The following is a 20,771-nucleotide window of genomic DNA, read 5'->3' as shown; positions in this document are numbered from 1 at the left end:
AAACCTTTCTTTTTAGGTGGGAGAAGAGCATCCGGCCATGCATAGAAGCGGTCAGATCCTGTTCCTGCCCAGATATAGTGAAAACAAAGAGAGAAAATGAGTGCAGGTTACCTTTTGTTATCTATAGCCGCGGCTATATGTCGGAAAATCAAAATGGTGTCTATATCAATCCGGCAGAAAGTATTTCTGATAAGCTGTTTAGCCAAGGGTTATGTTTACCTTCTGGTTCAAGCATGACAGTAGAGGGCCAAGCAAAAGTCATTGCTACTGTTAAAGAAGAGTTAGCAAAACATACTTTATCAAAATAAATGATAAAAAGTGCATTCCTAGCAGGAATGCACTTTTTTATTTCAAGTCAGTGAACAGAGGGTACTAGCAATCGGCGGAGCATGCTATATAAATACAAATTAAAAAACAACATAAAACCCTTCTTTTTAGGTGGGAGAGAGCATCTGGCCATGCATAGAAGCGGTCAAATCCTTTTCCTGCCCATGCCAAGTGAAAACAAAGAGAGAAAACGAGTGCAGGTTACCTTTTGTTATCCATAGCCGCGGCTTATATGTCGAAAAAACAAAATGGATTTATATATATTGGTATCCATCTTGAGATGGAAGTTTATCTCCACCTCAAAGTTCAGCAAAAAGCAAAGAAGTTAGGTGGGGGATAAACTGCCCGTAAAAGCCCGATTCGTGAGGGCTAATGATCAGTGGGGGATGAAGAAAACCCCCACTGATCAAAGTTTCACTTTATAAGATATTTACATTTAAAAATTGTTATTAAGTTATCTTTAACAGGATTCATTATGATATATTTAAATTATAGGATTGTTATAAAAAGGAGAAATAACCATGAATTTCAAAGGTGAGTGAAATTCTTGCAGGTACGAATGACGGTAAAACGACATGATATTCGTTTGGGAATATTGGCCATACTTCAGATCGATTTATTGTATATACAAAACTTATGTCTAAGCCGAACTTAGAGAAAAAATCGTAGATGAAGTGAGGAGCCCGATTTTCATTTGTTCAAGTGGGCTTTTTTGATGTGAAATGATAGGAAGTATATGGAGATATAAAAATAAGTAATGAAAGACCGAGAAATAAAAAGTAAATATAATACGGAGGGCTATAATTATGGCAATACTTGTAACAGGTGGAGCAGGATATATTGGTAGTCATACATGCGTGGAATTATTAAATAGTGGTTATGATATCGTAGTAGTTGACAACCTTTCTAATAGTTCAATAGAATCGTTAAACAGAGTGAAAGAAATAACAGGAAAACAATTTAAGTTTTATAAAGAAGATCTTCTTGATTGCGAGGCAATTGATGCGATTTTTGAAAAAAATACAATCGAAGCAGTTATTCATTTTGCTGGTTTAAAAGCGGTTGGAGAATCTGTGAAAATTCCACTTACATATTACCATAACAATATTACAAGTACATTAGTATTATGTGATGTAATGCAAAAACATAATGTGAAGAAGATGATTTTCAGTTCATCGGCAACTGTGTACGGTATCCCGGAAACATCACCGATTACGGAAGAATTTCCATTAAGCGCAACAAACCCGTATGGTCAAACAAAATTGATGATCGAACAAATTATGCGTGACGTGGTTGTAGCTGATTCCGAGTGGAGTATCGCATTACTTCGTTACTTCAATCCATTTGGTGCACATACTAGTGGTTATATCGGGGAAGATCCAAACGGAATTCCGAATAACCTAATGCCATATGTAGCACAAGTGGCGGTAGGCCAGTTAGCAGAGTTAAGTGTATTTGGTAACGACTATCCGACAAAAGATGGAACAGGTGTCCGTGATTATATCCACGTTGTTGACCTTGCTGATGGACATGTTAAAGCCCTTGAAAAAGTATTACGAACAGCTGGAGTAGATGCATATAATCTTGGCACAGGTATCGGTTATAGCGTCTTAGAAATGGTACAGGCATTTGAAAAGGTTTCGGGAAAAGCAATCCCTTATAAAATTACAGAGCGTAGACCTGGGGATGTTGCTGTGTGTTTTGCAGACCCTTCTAAGGCAAAACAAGAATTAGGATGGGAAGCAAAGCGTGGCCTTGAAGAAATGTGTACCGATTCATGGAAATGGCAATCAAGCAATAAGAATGGCTACCAAGAAGTATAGTATATTTGGGTCGAATATTTGGCTTTCTTTGTATTACATAGTAAAAGGAACTCCCCGCTTTATCCATACGCTGGATAAAGCGGGGAGTTCTTTTGTATAGGCAAGACATCATATGGGGAAATATATATGTAAATATGTTGAAACATAATATAAGTTGGTTGTGGAATTTCTTTCCATGTATGATGGACTTGGTACTTTGTTCCTGCATGGGACGATTAAGGCTGATTCTAGAAAGAAGGTTACCGCTATGAAGAAGATTCTATTTTGGATACTTGGTATTATCGGTGTGCTTGTAATTGCGGGTGGCGGTTATGCATATTATATGTATTCTTCTGTTTCAGGTACGCTAAATAAAGTATATAGTCCGCTTGAACGAGATCATTCTGTGAAGCGACCTACTGATGTGGAGTTAGGGGAAGTTAAGCCCGTTTCCATCTTATTGCTCGGTGCTGATGAGCGCGGCACAGATAAAGGGCGTGCGGATTCGTTAATGTTATTGACGTTAAATCCAAAAGACAGTTCGATGAAAATTGTAAGTATTCCTCGTGACACATATACAGAGATTGTTGGAAAAGGAAAGAAAGACAAAATTAATCACGCCTATGCATTTGGCGGAATTAATATGACTGTAAATACGGTTGAAAATTTCTTAGATGTTCCGGTTGATTATTATATTGAAGTCAATATGGAAGGTTTCCGTGATATTGTTGACGCTGTTGGCGGTGTCGATGTTTATAACGACTTGGCGTTTACATTAGAAGGCATGTCATTTGAGAAAGGGAATATTCATTTAAATGGCAAGCAAGCGTTAAAGTATACGCGTATGCGTAAGCAAGATGCACGCGGTGATTTTGGTCGTCAAATGCGTCAGCGTCAAGTGTTAGAAGCTGTTATTAGTAAAGGGGCAAGCGTATCGTCCCTAACAAAACTTGGCGATATGTTACAAGCAGTTGAGAAAAACGTCAAAACAAATTTAACGCAAGATCAAATGTTTGATATGCAGAGTAATTATAAATCTGCGATGCAAAATAAAGAAGAGATTCAAATTCCTGGAGATGGTCATAAGCAAGGTGGTATTTGGTATTACTTCGTACCAGAGAAAGATCGTCAAGACCTTTCTAATAAGTTAAGAGAACATTTAGAGTTGCCAAAGCAGTGACATGTATATAACAAGCTCAATTATCTCTTATGAGAAGTTGGGCTTGTTTGTGATGGAATGAATAAAAGTGAACAAATTTAAAACTATGAAATCCAGTGATTCACCAATCTGACTATATGGTATGATATATGAATTAAGTTAGTAACATACTGTTTGTAAAGGATATATGAGACGAGTGAAGCTGATGAATAAGAGACAACAAGAAATTTTATATGTTTTGTTATCTGAATCTGATGGACATGTATTGGTGCAAGATCTTGCGGATAGAGTGAGTTGCTCTGAAAAAACAATTCGTAATGATTTTAAAGCGATTGAAGATTATCTTGTGAAATATTCAAATGCACTTCTTGTTAGGAAACCTGGATTAGGAGTGTATTTAAATATTGAAGAAGGTGAAAGAATAAAGCTGTTTAATGGACTTTATAGCGTAAATAATCGTCCTAAGTATGAATCTGACGAAGAAAGAGCTCTGCAAATTGCGTATAACTTGTTGATGAATGTAAAACCAGTTACAGCACAAGATATGGCTACTCAACATTTTGTAAATAGAGCAACTATAAAGAAAGATTTAGATAAAATTGAGAAGTGGCTGAACCGTGTGGATTTAGCATTAGTTTCAAAACAACGAGTAGGCTTAACAATTGAAGGCCATGAAAAAAATAAAAGAAAAGCATTGGCTAGATTATCGGATTTGATTAACAACCCAGAACTTACGAATCAATTTATTAAAAAGCAATTTCTAAATCACGAGGTTGAATTCGCAATGAATGAATTGAAAGCGTTACAAAAACGGCATTCTATCTTTTTTACAGATGATGCATTTGAAAGTTTACTCTTGCATACGCTGCTTATGGTTCGGCGAACGAAACTAAAACAACCGATTTCAGTTTCTAAAAAGGAAATTACGATTATACAAGAAACGAAAGAATATGAATGGACACTTGAGTTTCTAAAGCGATTGGAATTTGTTTTCACTATTCATTTCACAGAAGAAGAAGTGACCTATTTAACAGTGCATATTTTGGGCGGGAAATTCCGTTATCAAGATAGAGCATGGCAAGGAGATAGGCTTGCTGAAAGTAATCCTATTCTTTCTAAGGTTGTGTTACATTTACTGAAAAGTATGTCCCAGTTAAATATGATTGATTTTAGTAAGGATCAAATATTAATAGATGGATTGAAGGTTCATTTATATACGACATTAAATCGCTTGAATTATAATCTTTCTGTATCAAATCCGATGCTAAATGATATTAAAAAAATGTATCCATATATGTTTGACATGTTGATTCAAGTACTAGAGGAAATAAATCGTTTGTTTAAACTTTATATTCCAGAAGAAGAAGCAGCTTATTTAACACTACATTTTCAAGCATCTATCGAACGATTAAATAATACTAGAGGAAAGCCTAAAAATGTAATTATTGTTTGTCATATGGGGATTGGAATGTCCCAGTTATTGCGGACAAAGATTGAGCGAAAGTTTTCGAATGTTCATGTGATGGGGTCCATAGCAAAAGCTGATTTAGGGGATTATTTAATGCAACATCAAGATGTGGATCTTGTTATTTCTACTATCTCGCTTCCACAGTTAAGGATTCCTCATCTGGTTGTATCTCCACTATTAGAATCGACGGAAGAAAAGAAACTGGCGGATTTTATGAAACAACTTGATGCACCGATTCGTAAAGAACAAAAAGAGTCTGCTATGCTCAATTACACAACTCCTTTTTTAGTTTTTTTACAACAGGATGTCGAACATCGTTATGAGTTAATTGAGAAATTAGCGAAAGCCTTGTATGACAAAGGTTATGTGGAAAAGGAGTATGCTGACAATGCAATTATAAGAGAAAAAATGTCGGCAACGACTATTGGGGCAGGTATTGCGATTCCTCATGGTAATCCCAAATTTATTAAACAGTCAGCGATTGCCATTGCTACATTAAAAGAGCCTCTTGATTGGGGATCGGAAAAAGTGACACTCGTATTTATGCTAGCTGTTAAGGGTGATGGACAAGAGGAGACGAAACAATTGTTTCGTGAGCTATCTTTTATAAGCGAACAACCAGCTTTTATTCAAACACTTACGAGGGAAACAAATGTTATGAAATTTTTATCTTATTTACATGATTAAAGGAAAAGTGAGGCTCAGTAGCCTTGCTTTTTCTGTTTGATAAGGTAAAAGGTCAATTTTTCCGGAAGCTACGGTAAAAAACGAAACTTTTGTCCTTACTATGTTGCTATATAGTAATTGTAGGCGCTTACAAAATGGTGTGAGGGGGATTAAAATGAAACTGTTAGCGGTTACATCGTGTCCAAATGGGATTGCCCATACTTATATGGCAGCGGAAAATTTGCAAAAAGCAGCGGATAAACTAGGGGTTGTAATGAAGGTTGAAACCCAAGGTGGTATAGGGGTAGAAAATGAGCTTACCGAACAAGATATTCGCGAAGCAGATGGCATTATTATTGCTGCAGATAGAGCAGTAAATAAAGATAGATTTGTAGGAAAAAGATTGTTGGTTGTCGGGGTTCAAGATGGTATCCGAAAACCAGAAGAATTAATTCAGAGAGTAGCAAATGGTGATGTACCTATTTATCAATCAAATTCAAAAACGGTAGAAAGCAATCAACAGGAGAAAAAACAAAATCCTATTTATCGTCACTTAATGAATGGTGTATCTTTTATGGTTCCATTCATCGTGGTTGGTGGGTTATTGATTGCGATTGCGTTAACGCTTGGAGGCGAAAAAACACCTGGAGGTTTAGTTATTCCCGAAGGGTCTTTCTGGAAGACGATTGAACAAATTGGTGGTGCTTCATTTGCGTTCATGGTTCCAATTTTAGCTGGATATATCGCGTATAGTATAGCCGATAAACCTGGTCTTGTTCCTGGGATGATCGGTGGATATATTGCAGCAACAGGAAGTTTTTATGGAAGTGAAAGTGGTGCTGGTTTTCTTGGCGGAATTATCGCTGGTTTCTTAGCTGGTTATGTAGCATTAGGGATTAAAAAATTAAAAGTTCCAAAAGCAATTCAACCAATTATGCCAATTATTATAATTCCGATATTTGCTTCACTGACTGTAGGGTTAGCATTTGTATTTATTATCGGTGCACCAGTAGCACAAGTTTTTGAAACATTAACAGCATGGTTAGCGGGTATGCAAGGAACAAGCTCCATTCTTTTAGCGTTAATTTTAGGGGCTATGATTTCTTTTGATATGGGCGGCCCAGTAAATAAGGTTGCATTTTTATTTGGCTCAGCAATGATTGGAGAAGGAAATTATGAAATTATGGGTCCAATCGCTGCGGCAATCTGTATTCCACCAATTGGAATGGGACTTGCTACGTTCTTAGGAAAGAGAAAATTCCAAGAGTCAGAAAGAGAAATGGGGAAAGCATCATTTACAATGGGGTTATTCGGTATCACAGAAGGTGCTATCCCATTTGCGGCACAAGATCCACTTCGTGTCATTCCAAGTATTATGGCTGGTTCTATGACAGGTGCTGTGATTGCAATGATCGGTCATGTAGGAGATAGAGTAGCACACGGTGGTCCAATTGTTGCAGTATTAGGAGCAGTAGATAATGTACTTATGTTCTTTATTGCTGTGATTGCAGGTTCACTTGTAACTGCCATTGTAGTGAATGCGTTGAAAAAAGATATTTCTAAGGTAGATACGCCAGAAGTAGAAGAAATGAAAGAAGTTTCGGCAACAAAAGAAATACCACAAGTTCAAGATCAAACAGAAAAAAGCCAAGTAGAACAGGTAGAAATTAAAAAACTAACAGATATCACAAGTTTAGAGCTTATTGATACTGATTTAGCAGGGGAAACACGTGATGATATCATTGATGAAATGATTCAAAAGTTAACTCATGTTGGGGCTTTACATTCTCAGTCGGAGTTCAAGCAAGCCATTATGAATCGTGAACAGGAAAGTACGACAGGTATTGGTATGAATATTGCCATTCCTCATGGGAAATCAGATGCTGTTAAGAAACCAAGTGTAGTATTTGGAATCAAAAAATCCGGAGTAGATTGGAAAAGCCTTGATGGAACTGAAGCGAAATTAATATTTATGATTGCTGTACCAAAAGAAAGCGAAGGAAATGAACATTTGAAAATCCTTCAAATGCTTTCTCGAAAACTTATGGATGACAGCTATAGAGAACGGTTATTATCCGTCCAAACAAAAGAAGAAGCATATAAGCTACTAGATGACATCGTATAGAGTGGAGGGATTTTAATCATGATTGAACCATTATTTTTTGCACCTGTTTTTAAAGAAAGAATTTGGGGTGGAACAAAATTAACTTCTTTTGGTTATGAGATTTCATCCGATCAAACTGGAGAATGCTGGGCTTTTGCAGCGCATCAGAATGGACAAAGTATTGTTAAAAATGGAAAGTTTGAAGGGCTGTCTCTAGGTGAATTGTGGAAAGAGCATCGAACTTTATTTGGAGACGTGAAGGGAGAGCGATTTCCTCTTCTAACAAAAATTTTAGATGCCAACCAGGATCTATCTGTTCAAGTGCATCCGAATGACGAGTATGCCAGCATGAATGAGAACGGAGAACTAGGAAAAACGGAATGTTGGTACATTATTGATTGTAAAGAAAATGCAGAAATTATTTATGGACATCATGCTAAAACAAAAGAAGAATTAATAGCTATGGTCGAAAATGAAGAATGGAATAAGCTGTTACACCGTGTGAAGGTGAACCCTGGGGACTTCTTCTATGTCCCAAGTGGCACTGTTCATGCAATCGGTGAAGGAATCGTGATCCTAGAAACACAACAAAATTCTGATACGACTTACCGATTATATGATTATGATAGAAGAGATTCGGAAGGAAATTTACGTGAACTTCATCTGCAAAAGAGTATCGAAGTCACAGAAGTACCTTTCACATCTAATCAAGTAAAGGCTCACTATGAAAAAATAGAGGATTTGAGTGTAACAACCTTTATTGAATGTCCCTACTTTTCAGTGCAAAAATGGGAATTAAACGGTTCTACTAGTTTGAAACAGCAAAAGCCGTTCCTACTTGTCAGTGTAATTGATGGGGAAGGTGAGCTAATCAACGAAGAGGGAAGATACTTCTTTAAAAAAGGAGATCATTTTATATTACCGAATGGATTTGGAGAATATGAGCTTATAGGTAGTGCAGAATTTATCACTGCAAGTATGTAATAGATCTATTATATTGTAAAAAATGGAGAGGGAATTGTCGTTCAACGTATGTTCGACAATCTCCTCTCTTTTTGTATATGATATTTGCTATACTAAAATGTACCGTGAAAGGAGGATACCTATGAAAATACTCGTAGTCGATGATGAATCAAGCATTCGGAATTTAATTCGCATGCAGCTAGAGATGGAAGGATATGAAGTGCTCACCGCAGCCGATGGTAAAGAGGCGCTGCAAAGGTGGGAAGAGCAGCCGGATGTTTTAATCTTAGATGTGATGCTCCCAGATACAGATGGTTATGAGCTTCTTCGTGTGTTTCGGGAGAAGCAGCGGGATATTCCGGTGTTAATGTTAACGGCGAAGAGCCAGATGAATGATAAATTGCTTGGGTTACAGCTTGGGGCGGATGATTATGTGACGAAGCCGTTTCATCATGCGGAACTAATTCTTCGTATTAAAAATATGGCACGGCGTGTAAGGAAGCAAGAAACGCCTCGTAATCATGCAGTGATTCAAGCTGGCGAATTAATGATTTGTCCAAAGGAACGGAAGCTACGTGTGAGCGGACAAGAAATTGATTTAACGTACCGTGAGTTCAATTTATGTCAGCTATTTGCCTCCAACCCGCAGCGTGTGTTTATGAGAGATGAGCTGTTAGAGAAAGTATGGGGGTTTGAGTATAGCGGAAATACGAGAGCCGTTGATATTATGGTGCAGCGTCTGCGGAAAAAGCTTGGAAGCAGCGGAGAGACCATTAAGACCGTTTATGGCGTTGGTTATAAGCTAGATTGTTAAAAGGTGATAAGATGTCGTTAAAACGAAATATGGTATTTGGTATAGTCGGATTATTGATTCCAATTCTGCTCCTTCTTTATACGGTGATTTACATCTCGCTCGAAAAGAATATGTATCATAATGCAGCGGATTCATTAGAAAAATTAAGTATAGAAGCACAAATTTATACGATGAATTATTTAGAGAAAGAAGCGGAAGTGGAGACATTAGGGCCGAATTCGCTCTTGATTGCTTCTTATTTAGCGAAGCGGATGGATGTCCGCGTTCAGATGATTGGGAAGAATGGAGATGTCGTTGCCGATACGCAAAAAGGAGCCTTGCTTCATAAGAATGTAGATATCAAACAGTCGTTACGAGGAAAGAAGGCATATGTTTTTGAAGATGTTGATCCAGCGCCGCTCTTATTATTTTCAAGCCCTGTTTATCATGAGAATGAAGTGATTGGAGCAATCCGTTTTATTAATGAACTGCAAGATGAGAAAGAGGTTTTAACGAATGTGAGTTGGACGTTTCTCATTACATCCATTTGTTTAGTCGCGGGCGGAATTTTCTTTGCGATTCGGTTAGCGAAATCTCTTCATAGGCCAATTGATCAGTTAAGGCAAATGGCAAAGCGGCTCGCGAATGGGGATTATAAAAGTAAAATTGAGCTAACAGAATACGTAGAAATCTCCCAGTTATCAGCTTCTTTTAATGCAATGGCTGATGCGATTGAGCTGCATATGGCGCAGCTAAGAGAAGAGAAAGAGAAGCAAAAGGACTTCTTGGACCGGATTACGCATGAATTAAAAACGCCGCTTACCGCTATTATTGGTTATGTGGATTTAATCCCGAAGCTAAAGCAGGAGCGGAATGTAAAGGAAAGCCTTCATTATATTTCAATTGAAAGCCAGCGTTTATTGTCGTTAGTTGAGGAACTATTACAATCTTCTAAGTATGGAACAAGTACGTTTGAAGTGTCGCCAACGATTGTGGATATAAAGGGGCTTGTGGAAGAGGCAATTTCTATTGTGAAACCCCGTCTTCAGCAGTATGAGATTGAAGTTGTTAATGAATTAGATGAAGTGCATGTTGTTGCTGATTTTGATAAGACAAAACAGATTTTCTTGAATGTGTTTGATAATGCGATTAAATATAGTGATGCCTCACAAATGAGGATGAATGTAGTTGTAAACGAACATGAGGCGAAGGTTCTCATCCATGATGATGGGATTGGCATGGATGAAGCGATACTTGTAGAATGGAATCGTTCTCCAAAAGGGAAAGTGCTTGCTTCTAGTTATGGAAATGGATACGGTTTGTTCATCTGTCAGGAGATTATGAATAAGCAAGGTGGGAATATGCGAATTGAAAGTAGTGAGGAAATGGGAACGATGGTATATCTCACATTTCTTTTACCAAGGCGCATGAAAGATATAAAAAAATTGAAAGCGGTTAAATGATACATTTATGAAACAATTATGCGGTATTTTCGAAACAACGTTTTTTTATCTTGGAGGTAGGCAGAAATGAAAAGGCTATCATTTCAAATTCTCTTGTTTGTCTTTTGTATGATTACTTCTCTCATATTGTTTTATGTGATAGAGAAGCAGCTGTACAACCACGTTACAATTGTGGACGACAAGCAGGCCGTTTTAGAAGGAGCGAATGAATCTCTTCCTACTGAAGTAAGAGTAAAGCATGAAAAGTGGGGAGAAGTAGTTGTAACAGATGAAGTTCGTCTACATGCGATTGTTTCATTCTTCGATCGAATTCGAATGGAACAAACGGAAGCGAAGATCCACGAACAAGTATTTACTGGAGAAGTAACGTACTTGAATGGACATAGGCGTACTTTTGCAGTAGGTGACTTGTTCCAGTATGAGGAAAACGTATACGGAAAGAATGGTACGGATCCAATGATTTCGGCGTTTCAAACCTATTTGTTAAGCCTGTATTATACGCCAGAGTCTATTAGCGATTTCTTTGCGGCAGCAAAGGAGGTCGTCGTGCGGCAAGATGATGTGGTACATACTACTGATCTTACGCTACTACTTGATTCGATTCGGCAGGCAAAGCAAATTACAGACTACGGGGAAATTCAGAAGCTACTGCAATCGCAGAAGGCCCCAGTTGCGTATATTACTGCTTACAAAACAGGAAAGCATGTAAAGAATGAACGTGAAGATATTCTTACGATTTCTGTATATCCTTCTTACTTTGTTGTGCAATATCTTGGCGATAATAATGGGAATGTGATGTATATGAAAGGCTCCCTGACAGCTCTATTGGTAAAGGAGAATGTTTCATGAGAAAGATAGCCTTTTTCTTCTTTTTGCTAATGATCGGAGGAGCGATGTCTAGTTGCTCTCGAGATACAACCTCTATCAAATATAGTAAAAATGGTCTTCCGATTTTGAAGGATCGTCATCTTGTTGCGTATGTAGCGGCTCGTGAAGAAGTCGGTGAAGCACTGTTATCATCGTTTTGTAAGTCACGAGGGTGTACGTATGAATTTATTCGTCTTTCTACAGAAGAACTTCTCAGAAGAGTAGAAGAAGAAGCGAGAAATCCGAAGGCAGATATCATCATTGGTGGTACAGTAGATGCGCATCAAATGATGAAGCAGAAAAATTTATCTATACCTGTTACTAGCCAGCATACCAATCGCATTGCAAAAGCTGCTAAAGATAAGGATGGCTTTTGGTATGGCTATGAAGTGGAGCAACTGGCAATCGCGATTAATAAAGAGCGATGGAATACGGAAATAGCGCCACTTGGACTTCCATACCCATCAGGGTGGAAGGACTTATTAAACCCTGCGTATGCCGGAAAGATTGTCATGCCTGATCCAAATGTTTCGGGAACAGCATATACGTTGTTCCAATCACTTATCGATACATTTGGTGAGGAAGAAGCTCGGAGTTACGTAAAGAGCCTTGCAGGGCAAGTTACAGAAGTAACGGTGAATGGTTATATGCCTGCTGAGTATGTAGCAAGCGGTGAATATATGATTGGGATTAACTTCATGGGAGACCAGCGGATGCTTCAAAAACAAGGCTTTCCGATTTTGAGTAAAGTACCTGAGCAAACAGGGTTATCTGTCAATGCGATTTCGAAACTGAAACATGCACCGAGTGGTATTATTGCGGATTTATTTATTGATTATTGTTTATCAGAAGAAGCGGGGCATATTTTAGAAAAAGTTTCGTTTGGCGTACCAACGATGCTTGGGAAGAATCAGAAAGAAATAGAAGGTCAGCCTGTTAGAAGAACGAACAAGAATGTATCAGATAGTGGAGTCATCGAGATATGGAATAGACAACGTCTCTCTCTAAAGTGAGAAAAGGAGAAGAGATACTATGTTTAATTGGCTTAAGGCACCGCCATCAATCGAACGACTACCGAAGCATATGATTGATAAGTTATATATGATTTTACGTATTCGTGTGTTAGTAGGTATTTCAGTTGGATATGCAGCGTATTATTTAGTTCGCAGTAACTTTACTTTATCAAGTACGTATTTAATGAAAGACTATGGGTTTAGTACAGCGGAAATTGGATTACTAGGATCAGTAACGGCAATTATTTATGGTTTTAGTAAATTCTTTATGGGGAATTTATCAGATAAGGCTCATGCCCAGCGCTTTATAGCGGTTGGTTTATTCTTATCAGGGCTTGTAAATATTTGTTTCGGTTTCGCCAATTCATTTGGAATGATTGTAACACTACTTGTGTTTAACGGCATTGTGCAAGGTATGGGAGCACCACCTTGTAGTATTGTAATGACAAAGTGGTTCTCGAAGAAAGAACGTGGTACAAAAACAGGGCTGTGGAATATTTCACATAATATTGGTGCGATGCTTGTGCCACCACTTGTAGGACTTGGTGTTGGTATTTTCGGTGAAAATCATTGGCAAGGCGGCGTCTTCATTTTCCCAGCAATTATTGCGATGGTTATTGCAGTCCTTGTTTGGATTAACGGTAAGGATACACCAGAATCTGTCGGTCTTCCTCCAATTGATGAATACCGTAATGATTATGAAAATCTTGAGAAGGCAGACAATGCCAGCAAAATGTCACCAAAAGAAATTTTGGTAAAGTATGTATTAAAAAATAAATTTGTTTGGTATTTATGTATTGCGAATGCATTTGTATATTTAATTCGTTTCGGCGTTATTAACTGGGTACCGATTTATTTAACAACTGTTAAAGGATTTACAAAAACAGAGGCACATGCAGCATTTTCTATATTTGAAGCGGCTGCGATTCCGAGTTCCTTAATCGTCGGTTTCTTAAGTGATAAATTATTTAAAGGAAAACGTATGCCATTATGTATTATTAGTATGGCCGGTGTTGTTATTGGAACGTTAGTATATTGGCAAGCTACGAACATACTTGTTGTAAGTATTGCGGTTTCGATTATTGGTTGCTTAATTTACGTACCACAGTTTTTAATCGGCCTAAGCGCGATGGAATTAGTACCGAAATTTGCAGTAGGTACAACAGTTGGTATGTGTGGTCTGTTCGGTTATGTAGGAGGAAGTCTTGTAGCAAACGCAGTGATCGGTGTCATTGTGGATCGCTCTGGTTGGGACGGTTGCTTCATCTTATTATTAGCAGGCGGTATTTTATCAACAGTATTCTTATTTATCGTTCAGCGTGGACATGAGAAAAAAGGCCCTAAGGATCAAATTGCTTAATAGCATATGTAAAGAGAATCTATCAATGGATAGGTTCTCTTTTTTTAATCAAACGTTTGTTTAAAAATAGGGAAAGGGTACTTTGTATGCTATTACTTCTTGTGTGTAACAAATGATTCCCGCAAATATTACTTTTCTTTTACGTTATATATAGAAAGTTAACAATCAATTTACAGTATCTTCAAAAATAAATGTTAAAATTTAGTAGAAGTAAGGCAAATTATATGTAGAAAAGGGGATGCTAGTAGTGGGAATCTTTGTATCTGAAGTAGAAACGTTCTATTTATGTTCAGCGACTGTCACACAGCAAGACTGTACATTTGAGTTTGTCGTCCGTAGTACACCCATTGGGATTTCGATTAGTTTAGTAGATGATGGTTATGAGCAAGAGTGGGTTCCTATGAATATTGAGACGTATATGAATGTGAACAAATGTGAGTTTCCAGATGAAGATTCGAAAGAAAGATTTAGAGAAGAATGTAATAGTCCAACAGGTTGGATGCTGCAAATGCGAGGCGAGGATTTCGGTGGAGATTTCCATAGAGCGATGCGAATACCGGAGTATGAAGCATATCAGATGGTCGAAAAAAACATTCCACGGAAGATGCGAAAAGATATAACGAATATCCCAATGGATGATGAGTCTGGTGATTCTGAAACCTGGGGAAAACGACCTACCCGTCTTATGTAAGGCGGGTTTTTTAGCTTCCTTAAAGTTTTCTTAAAATATAAAGAGTTACATTTCTAATAGTTGGTGTTTTTGTTACAATAGAATCATAAGTGTAAAACTTTGTAAGAAAATCTTAATAAATGCAAGGTATTTATTTATAATTTTTCGAAAGTTTTATACAATTAAACAATCATCATATCAAGATATAAGAAGGAGCGAGAATATGTTACCAAATACCGTTCGTACTCCAAATAAGAAGAAGAAATGGATCATCATTGGGGTTATTGCTTTAATCGTCGTCGTTGCAGCCGTCAATATTTTTGTGATGCAAGGGAAAAAGAAGGGCGAGGCAAAAGCAGACGCTGTTAGCTTCGAAAAAGTAACAGAGCGTACGCTTAATAATACGAAATTAATTTCGGGACAGGTACAGCCTGGAAATATTGAAAGCTTCTATGCAGATCCGACAAAGGGGAAAGTGAAGGATATTGAGGTTAAAGAAGGACAAGAAGTAGAAAAGGGAACGAAATTATTTTCCTATGATAATGAAGAAATTAATTTACAAATGAAGCAAGCTGAACTTGATCAGAAAATGGCTTCTATGCGCTATGATCAAGGGAAAAAGAAAATAGATTCATTGAAGAAAGAAATTAAGAAAGCGAAAGATAGCGGTGCGGGGAAAGAGGTAACAGAACCGTTAGATGAGCAAGTAAGCGAACTAGAAATACAGCAGAAAACAACTGAGCTTGAGAAGGAAAAAGGAGAGTTACAATCGCAGGAGTTAAAGAAAAAGCAAAGTGAGCTAACGATATATAGTAACTTCGCTGGTGTTGTGCAAAAGCTAGATAAAGATGCGGCGCAAAGTTCGACGCAAGCAGTGGGTGGACAAGGGAAATCATTTTTACAAATTGCATCTAAAGATCCATTCCAAATTCAGGGAACGTTAACAGAGCTCCAAAAATCACAAATTCAACAGGATCAACCATTTACCGCAACTGCGAAAGCAAATGGTAAGAAAAAGTGGACAGGAAAGATTACAGAAGTGAGCGAATTCCCGACAAATGCCGAGGTGGCACAAGCAGCTGGACCAGGTGGTGAAGGGTCTCAAAACATGTCTCAATATACATATAAAGCAAGTTTAGATGGACAAGAAGGTTTATCTCCAGGCTATCACGTTTCACTACAAGTAAGCTTAGAAAACAAGAAGATGATTGCTGTTCCTAGTAAGAGCATTGTAGAAAAAGATGGTGATGCATTTGTTTATATAGAAGAGAAAGGGAAGCTTCGTAAACAAAATGTGAAAAAGGGTTCTACTGACGGCGATTGGACAGAAGCTGAAGGCGTAACAGTAGGACAAAAGGTGGTTAAAAATCCTTCCGACAACGTGTATGACGGAATGGAAGTGAAAGAAAAATGATTACGTTAAATAATATTTACAAGACGTATTATCAAGGTAATCTTGCTGTACCGATTTTGCATGGGATTAGTTTAACGATTCAAAGCGGTGAGTTTGTTTCTATTATGGGACCATCTGGTTCTGGGAAATCGACGCTTATGAATATAATAGGTTGTTTAGATCGTCCAACAGAAGGTGAATACATGTTGAATGATGTGAATATCTTAACAGCAGATGAGGGGAAACTTGCCCTTATTCGCAATGAGTATATTGGCTTTGTATTTCAACATTTTAACTTACTACCACGTCTTTCAGCAGTAGAAAATGTTGAGCTTCCGCTTATATACGGCGGTGTAAAGAAAGCGGAGCGCCGCCAGCGGGCTCTTGAGGCACTTGGAAAAGTCGGATTGTCAGACCGAGTAAGTCATTTACCAAGTGAGCTATCAGGTGGGCAAAAACAGCGTGTAGCCATTGCTCGTTCTATTGCGAATGATCCGACGTTTATTATGGCTGATGAGCCAACTGGTGCCCTTGATACGAAATCTGGGCAGCAGGTTATGGATATTTTTACGAAGTTAAACGCGGAAGGTACGACGATTGTTATGGTTACGCATGAAGAGGAAGTTGCAGCGTATTCTTCGCGCCGCATTGTTCTGAGAGACGGGAAAATTACTGAAGATAGAAGGTGTGCGGTATGAGTTTACTAGATAGTATAAAAATTGCGCTATCTTCTATTCTAGCTCATAAACTGCGCTCGGCACTTACCATGCTTGGCATTATTATCGGTGTTGGCTCCATTATTACGGTTGTCGCAATTGGACAAGGCGGGGAAGCGGCGTTAAAATCACAATTCGTTGGTGATGGTAATAGTACGGTTCCCATTCAATTTAATGTCGATATGAATGATCCATATGGTATGGAAGCAATGGGACAACCACCATTGACTGAAGAAGATATTTTCGAAGTGAAAAAGATTCCAGAAATTGCGCATGTTATTACAACGAACTCAAACATGGAGACATTCGATATCAATGATAAAAAAGAGATGGTTAGCATTACAGGGCTAGATAGTGAATATTTTGCGGTAAATAAGGTGAAGGTGTTAAAAGGCCGTTCCTTACATGATACGGATATTGAACAAGGGAACAACGTTGTTATGATTAGTAAAGGTATGGAAGAAAAAGTATTCCCAAAAGAAAATCCAGTCGGCAAAATTATCGAGATGAAAGGTCAACCGATGCAAATTGTTGGTGTATATAAGTCGGATAATGAATTTATGGGAATGAGTCCTTCAGAAGCATTGATTCCGCTTACATTATGGCCAACCTTATATGGAACAGATGAAATTCAAAGTATTTCGGTTCAAGCGAAAAATGTAGATGATCTGGAGAAAGCGGGTAAAAAGGCAGCCGACGTATTAAATAGTCGTAAGCCAAGCGATGTTTCCGGTAAATACGAAGTGATGAATTTAAAAGAAATTCAAGAAGGTATTTCGAAGATGACTGGTATTATGACGATGATTATCGGCGGTATTGCTGGCATTTCATTAGTCGTTGGTGGCATTGGCGTTATGAATATTATGCTCGTGTCAGTGACAGAACGTACACGCGAGATTGGGGTGCGAAAAGCACTTGGTGCAACGCGTAGCAAAATCTTACTGCAATTCTTAATTGAAGCGGTAATGCTGACACTTCTTGGCGGATTAATTGGAATCGGGCTTGGCTATGGCGGCGCATATATCGTTGCAAAATTTGCAAAATGGCCACCACTCGTTTCATGGGAAGTTGTGCTCGGCGGCGTGTTATTCTCCATGACACTCGGCATCATTTTCGGATTAATTCCAGCGAACAAAGCAGCGAAACTAGATCCAATTGAGGCACTTCGTTACGAATAGTTTGAGAGTGTAGTAGAGGAGGATTTCCTCTACTATATAAATACAAATTAAAAAACCTATATAAACTCCTTCTTTTTAGGTGGGAGAGAGCATCCGGCCATGCATAGAAGCGGTCAGATCCTTTTCCTGCCCCATGCCAAGTGAAAACAAAGAGAGAAAACGAGTGCAGGTCACCTTTTGTTATCCATAGCCGGGGCTTATATGTCGAAAATCAAAATGGATTTATATACACATATATAGAGTGTTCTAGTGGGCGGTTCACCTCTACTACGAGTGGAGGTGAACCGCCCGCTAGAACGGGTTATATAAATATAAGGGGGTTTTTTAGAATGGAACCGAATGTCAATACACAGAAGGTTGGCGGGGAAAAGCCGTCATTACTGGGAATGATTACATCTCCAGGATTACAGTTTGAAAGAATGAAGACGAAAAGTCCGGTTTGGGGTGCATTTTTCCTTTTCATTGTAATAGCAGCGATTGCGAGTGCTGTTACTGCTTATCAAGCAATGAATAACCCAGAATTAATAGGAAACGCACCGGATGAAGCAGCAGCTGGAATGATGCGCAATATTGCACTTGGTGCAGGGGCAATTACAGGTCTTTTAGGTGCAGCAGTATGGTTCTTTATTGCAGCAGGATTCTATAAGATTATTATGATGCTTATGGGGAATGATACTCCTTATATGAAGCTATTATCTATCTATTTATATGCAAGTATAGTTACGTATCTAGGTGTAGTTGTGAATTTGATTTTAAGAGTGGTACTTGGTGGAGATGCTACTACATCATATACAAGTTTAGGTACTTTATTTGAACCAGGTACGTTTGCTTACGGCATTGGTTCAGCGTTTGAAATCTTTAGCATTTGGGGCTTAGTTGTAACGGGATTAGGTCTACACATTGCAGCTGGTTTAAGTAAGAAGCAAGCGACTATTCTTGTTGTAGTCTTCTTTATTCTTTCAGTTGCCTTTAGTAGTCTAACTGGTCTTACGCCAAAAGCATAAGTGTAACGTATTGAAAAAAGCGACTCTCAAGAGTCGCTTTTTTATTTGTGCTTGTACTTCAAATACATAAGGTAGAATTTCAAATTTCATCTAGATAAATTTCAAATTCCCTATACGGAATTTGAAATAACCTCCCATGAACTTTTTCATATCTTCTTATATTGTAAAGGTACCGCGGAATAATAAAGAGGTATACCTTTTAGAAACGGGCATGATATGAAGCCAGTCACTTTCACGGAGACAGTTGTCTTATATGAGAAGATGATTAAAAATCAGATGAAAAAGCTTTGTATTTATCGAGAGTATGAAGAGTATTACCAGTGTGGTTTAATTGCACTTTGGCGGGCGTATGAAAAGTATGAGGCGGAAAAGGGAAGCTTTTCTGCTTATGCACTTGTAACGGTGCGCGGATATTTATTAGAGAGATTAAAAAAAGAGCGACGGTTTCAAGATCGTCATACATGTGTAGAACAGGAAATCTTGCAAAATGTATGTGGAGGGGAGGAGTCTTCAGACATGCAAGAATATATGAGTTTGCTAGATGAGAAAGAGAAGTATGTGATCTGGGAACGCTTTTATGTAGGAAAGAAAATGCATGAAATTGCCGATGATATGGAGATGACCTATCATCAAGCGCGCTGGGTGTATCGGCAAGCGCTGGAAAAAATGCGGGCGGCGGTACGATGAAAAAAGAAGGGAGACAAAGGTATATACTTTGCCTCCCTTCTCTATATGGCTAGTGCCCAAAGGGAGTTTGGGCATCTTGCATATTCATTTGACTTAACAGGTTACCGGCTTTCCTCCATTGTTGTTTCATCTTATAACAGGTAATGGGAAGAATTTCGGTTTCGCCGTTGCAAAAATGTAGTCGTGTTTGCTTACTTCCGTACTCTTTAATTTTCTTAATATATTTGTAGAAGACCCAAATACAGTCCCAAGCGGCAGGAGATTTTGTAGGAATAGCACAAATAAAATGACGGTGATCAATCGGGATCGGTGTATTTTGCTGTAAGTCCCATTTTTTCATAATTGCTTTTCGTCTGCCTTCGTATGTAGAAGAATTGTGAGCGATGATAAGTTCTTTTATTAAGTCTATTGGTGTTTTCAACGAGTAAAGAATACCGTGTGTCGTTTGAATTTTTGTACGATAAAAAGGATCTCCATAAGGCTGCAGCATCATTGTAGAACTGTAAATAGTATCAAGACTAAATAGATCATACAAAGTAAAAGCCTCCTTTAATATGGTATAATACATATTTTATTATAACGATGAAATATGAAAATAGTTTTAATTTATTGTAAATATTTAATAAAAATGTATTATAATAGGAATTTAATTTATGGAAGGGAAGTTGTCTAATTTGCATTGTATGTACATATGTTTAAAAATAGAAATAGTTAGGCGGTGATAAAGTATGAAGTGGAAATATATTAGTGTGGCACTGCTTGTTCTCTTTTTTGTATATTTAGCAAATAGTAACCCGAGTAAAGGGGACTATACAGAGTGGTCGTCAAAGCAATTTATGACGCGCAATGATGTGAATGAGAAGTTAACAGCAATTGAAAAAGAAGATCCAGATGGACTTTTCGGTGAACTAGCAACAATTGGCAAGAAGCTAGCGAAAAATTATGTAAAGCCGCAAGTTAGATTATTAATTGACCATTATACGGAGCGTAGCGATTATATTTTCTTCTCAACATATACGACTGAGTTTACAATTGGAGAGAAAAATTATAAATATGTTTCGATTGGACTCTCGCATATTTTTATTCCAATTGAAATGCCGAAGAAAGAAGAAGGAACTGCAAAATAATGCAGCTCCTT

Annotated in this window: 19 protein-coding genes; 18 read left to right on the top strand and 1 reads right to left on the bottom strand. The window is 38.0% G+C overall.

Annotated elements, in window-relative coordinates; genetic code table 11:
• Window positions 1–137 precede the first annotated feature (137 nt).
• The 17 genes from QRE67_RS24560 to QRE67_RS24480 all read left to right on the top strand — a co-directional run bounded on the left by QRE67_RS24560 (window position 138) and on the right by QRE67_RS24480 (window position 19,633).
• A complete protein-coding gene (locus tag QRE67_RS24560; protein ID WP_286125394.1) occupies window positions 138–308 on the top strand; it encodes a hypothetical protein in 171 nt (56 codons plus the stop codon).
• 825 nt (window positions 309–1,133) lie between these two features.
• Window positions 1,134–2,150, top strand: a complete 1,017-nt coding sequence (galE, locus tag QRE67_RS24555; protein ID WP_286122760.1) for a UDP-glucose 4-epimerase GalE — start codon at window positions 1,134–1,136, stop codon at window positions 2,148–2,150.
• A 247-nt stretch (window positions 2,151–2,397) separates the two neighbouring features.
• On the top strand, window positions 2,398–3,309 hold the full coding sequence (tagU, locus tag QRE67_RS24550; protein ID WP_286122759.1) for a polyisoprenyl-teichoic acid--peptidoglycan teichoic acid transferase TagU: 912 nt from the start codon (window positions 2,398–2,400) through the stop codon (window positions 3,307–3,309).
• Between the two features lie 184 nt (window positions 3,310–3,493).
• Entirely contained in the window at window positions 3,494–5,443 is a 1,950-nt protein-coding gene (locus QRE67_RS24545) for a BglG family transcription antiterminator (RefSeq protein ID WP_286122758.1), read from the top strand.
• A gap of 154 nt (window positions 5,444–5,597) precedes the next feature.
• A complete protein-coding gene (locus tag QRE67_RS24540) occupies window positions 5,598–7,547 on the top strand; it encodes a PTS fructose transporter subunit IIABC (protein WP_286122757.1) in 1,950 nt (649 codons plus the stop codon).
• An 18-nt stretch (window positions 7,548–7,565) separates the two neighbouring features.
• Window positions 7,566–8,510 carry a mannose-6-phosphate isomerase, class I gene (gene manA / locus QRE67_RS24535; RefSeq protein ID WP_286122756.1) on the top strand — a complete coding sequence of 315 codons (945 nt, stop codon included), beginning with the start codon at window positions 7,566–7,568 and terminating at the stop codon, window positions 8,508–8,510.
• Between the two features lie 121 nt (window positions 8,511–8,631).
• Window positions 8,632–9,303, top strand: a complete 672-nt coding sequence (locus tag QRE67_RS24530; RefSeq protein WP_286122755.1) for a response regulator transcription factor — start codon at window positions 8,632–8,634, stop codon at window positions 9,301–9,303.
• Window positions 9,304–9,314: 11 nt separating this feature from the next.
• Window positions 9,315–10,745, top strand: a complete 1,431-nt coding sequence (locus tag QRE67_RS24525; protein ID WP_286122754.1) for a HAMP domain-containing sensor histidine kinase — start codon at window positions 9,315–9,317, stop codon at window positions 10,743–10,745.
• 66 nt (window positions 10,746–10,811) lie between these two features.
• Complete coding sequence (locus tag QRE67_RS24520; RefSeq protein WP_286122753.1) at window positions 10,812–11,594, top strand: DUF3919 family protein; 783 nt, start codon at window positions 10,812–10,814, stop codon at window positions 11,592–11,594.
• Window positions 11,591–12,625 (top strand): ABC transporter substrate-binding protein, encoded by a 1,035-nt coding sequence (locus QRE67_RS24515; RefSeq protein ID WP_286122752.1) that lies wholly within the window; start codon window positions 11,591–11,593, stop codon window positions 12,623–12,625. Before QRE67_RS24520 ends, QRE67_RS24515 begins: the two co-directional genes overlap by 4 nt.
• 19 nt (window positions 12,626–12,644) lie before the next feature.
• Complete coding sequence (locus tag QRE67_RS24510) at window positions 12,645–13,985, top strand: MFS transporter (protein WP_286122751.1); 1,341 nt, start codon at window positions 12,645–12,647, stop codon at window positions 13,983–13,985.
• Window positions 13,986–14,232: 247 nt separating this feature from the next.
• Entirely contained in the window at window positions 14,233–14,676 is a 444-nt protein-coding gene (locus QRE67_RS24505) for a hypothetical protein (protein ID WP_286122750.1), read from the top strand.
• A gap of 202 nt (window positions 14,677–14,878) precedes the next feature.
• The gene (locus tag QRE67_RS24500) at window positions 14,879–16,069 is read left to right on the top strand and encodes an efflux RND transporter periplasmic adaptor subunit (protein ID WP_286122749.1); all 1,191 of its coding nucleotides are present in this window, start codon (window positions 14,879–14,881) and stop codon (window positions 16,067–16,069) included.
• Window positions 16,066–16,746 carry an ABC transporter ATP-binding protein gene (locus QRE67_RS24495; RefSeq protein ID WP_286122748.1) on the top strand — a complete coding sequence of 227 codons (681 nt, stop codon included), beginning with the start codon at window positions 16,066–16,068 and terminating at the stop codon, window positions 16,744–16,746. The genes QRE67_RS24500 and QRE67_RS24495 overlap by 4 nt, the downstream gene beginning before the upstream one ends.
• Window positions 16,743–17,942: an ABC transporter permease gene (locus QRE67_RS24490; RefSeq protein ID WP_286122747.1), complete on the top strand. Its 1,200-nt coding sequence runs from the start codon at window positions 16,743–16,745 to the stop codon at window positions 17,940–17,942. The genes QRE67_RS24495 and QRE67_RS24490 overlap by 4 nt, the downstream gene beginning before the upstream one ends.
• A gap of 329 nt (window positions 17,943–18,271) precedes the next feature.
• Window positions 18,272–18,946 (top strand): YknW family membrane protein, encoded by a 675-nt coding sequence (yknW, locus tag QRE67_RS24485; RefSeq protein WP_286122746.1) that lies wholly within the window; start codon window positions 18,272–18,274, stop codon window positions 18,944–18,946.
• A 216-nt stretch (window positions 18,947–19,162) separates the two neighbouring features.
• Window positions 19,163–19,633 (top strand): sigma-70 family RNA polymerase sigma factor, encoded by a 471-nt coding sequence (locus QRE67_RS24480; protein ID WP_286122745.1) that lies wholly within the window; start codon window positions 19,163–19,165, stop codon window positions 19,631–19,633.
• Between the two features lie 49 nt (window positions 19,634–19,682).
• Here the strand turns inward: QRE67_RS24480 and QRE67_RS24475 are convergent, their stop codons facing one another.
• Entirely contained in the window at window positions 19,683–20,168 is a 486-nt protein-coding gene (locus QRE67_RS24475; protein WP_286122744.1) for a competence protein ComK, read from the bottom strand.
• Between the two features lie 193 nt (window positions 20,169–20,361).
• Here QRE67_RS24475 and QRE67_RS24470 point away from each other — a divergent pair, with 193 nt between their 5' ends.
• Entirely contained in the window at window positions 20,362–20,760 is a 399-nt protein-coding gene (locus QRE67_RS24470; protein WP_286122743.1) for a DUF4359 domain-containing protein, read from the top strand.
• Window positions 20,761–20,771 lie beyond the last annotated feature (11 nt).

The sequence above is a fragment of the Bacillus sp. DX3.1 genome (assembly GCF_030292155.1).
Taxonomy (GTDB): domain Bacteria; phylum Bacillota; class Bacilli; order Bacillales; family Bacillaceae_G; genus Bacillus_A.
This window is presented reverse-complemented; position numbering and strand designations above follow the sequence as displayed.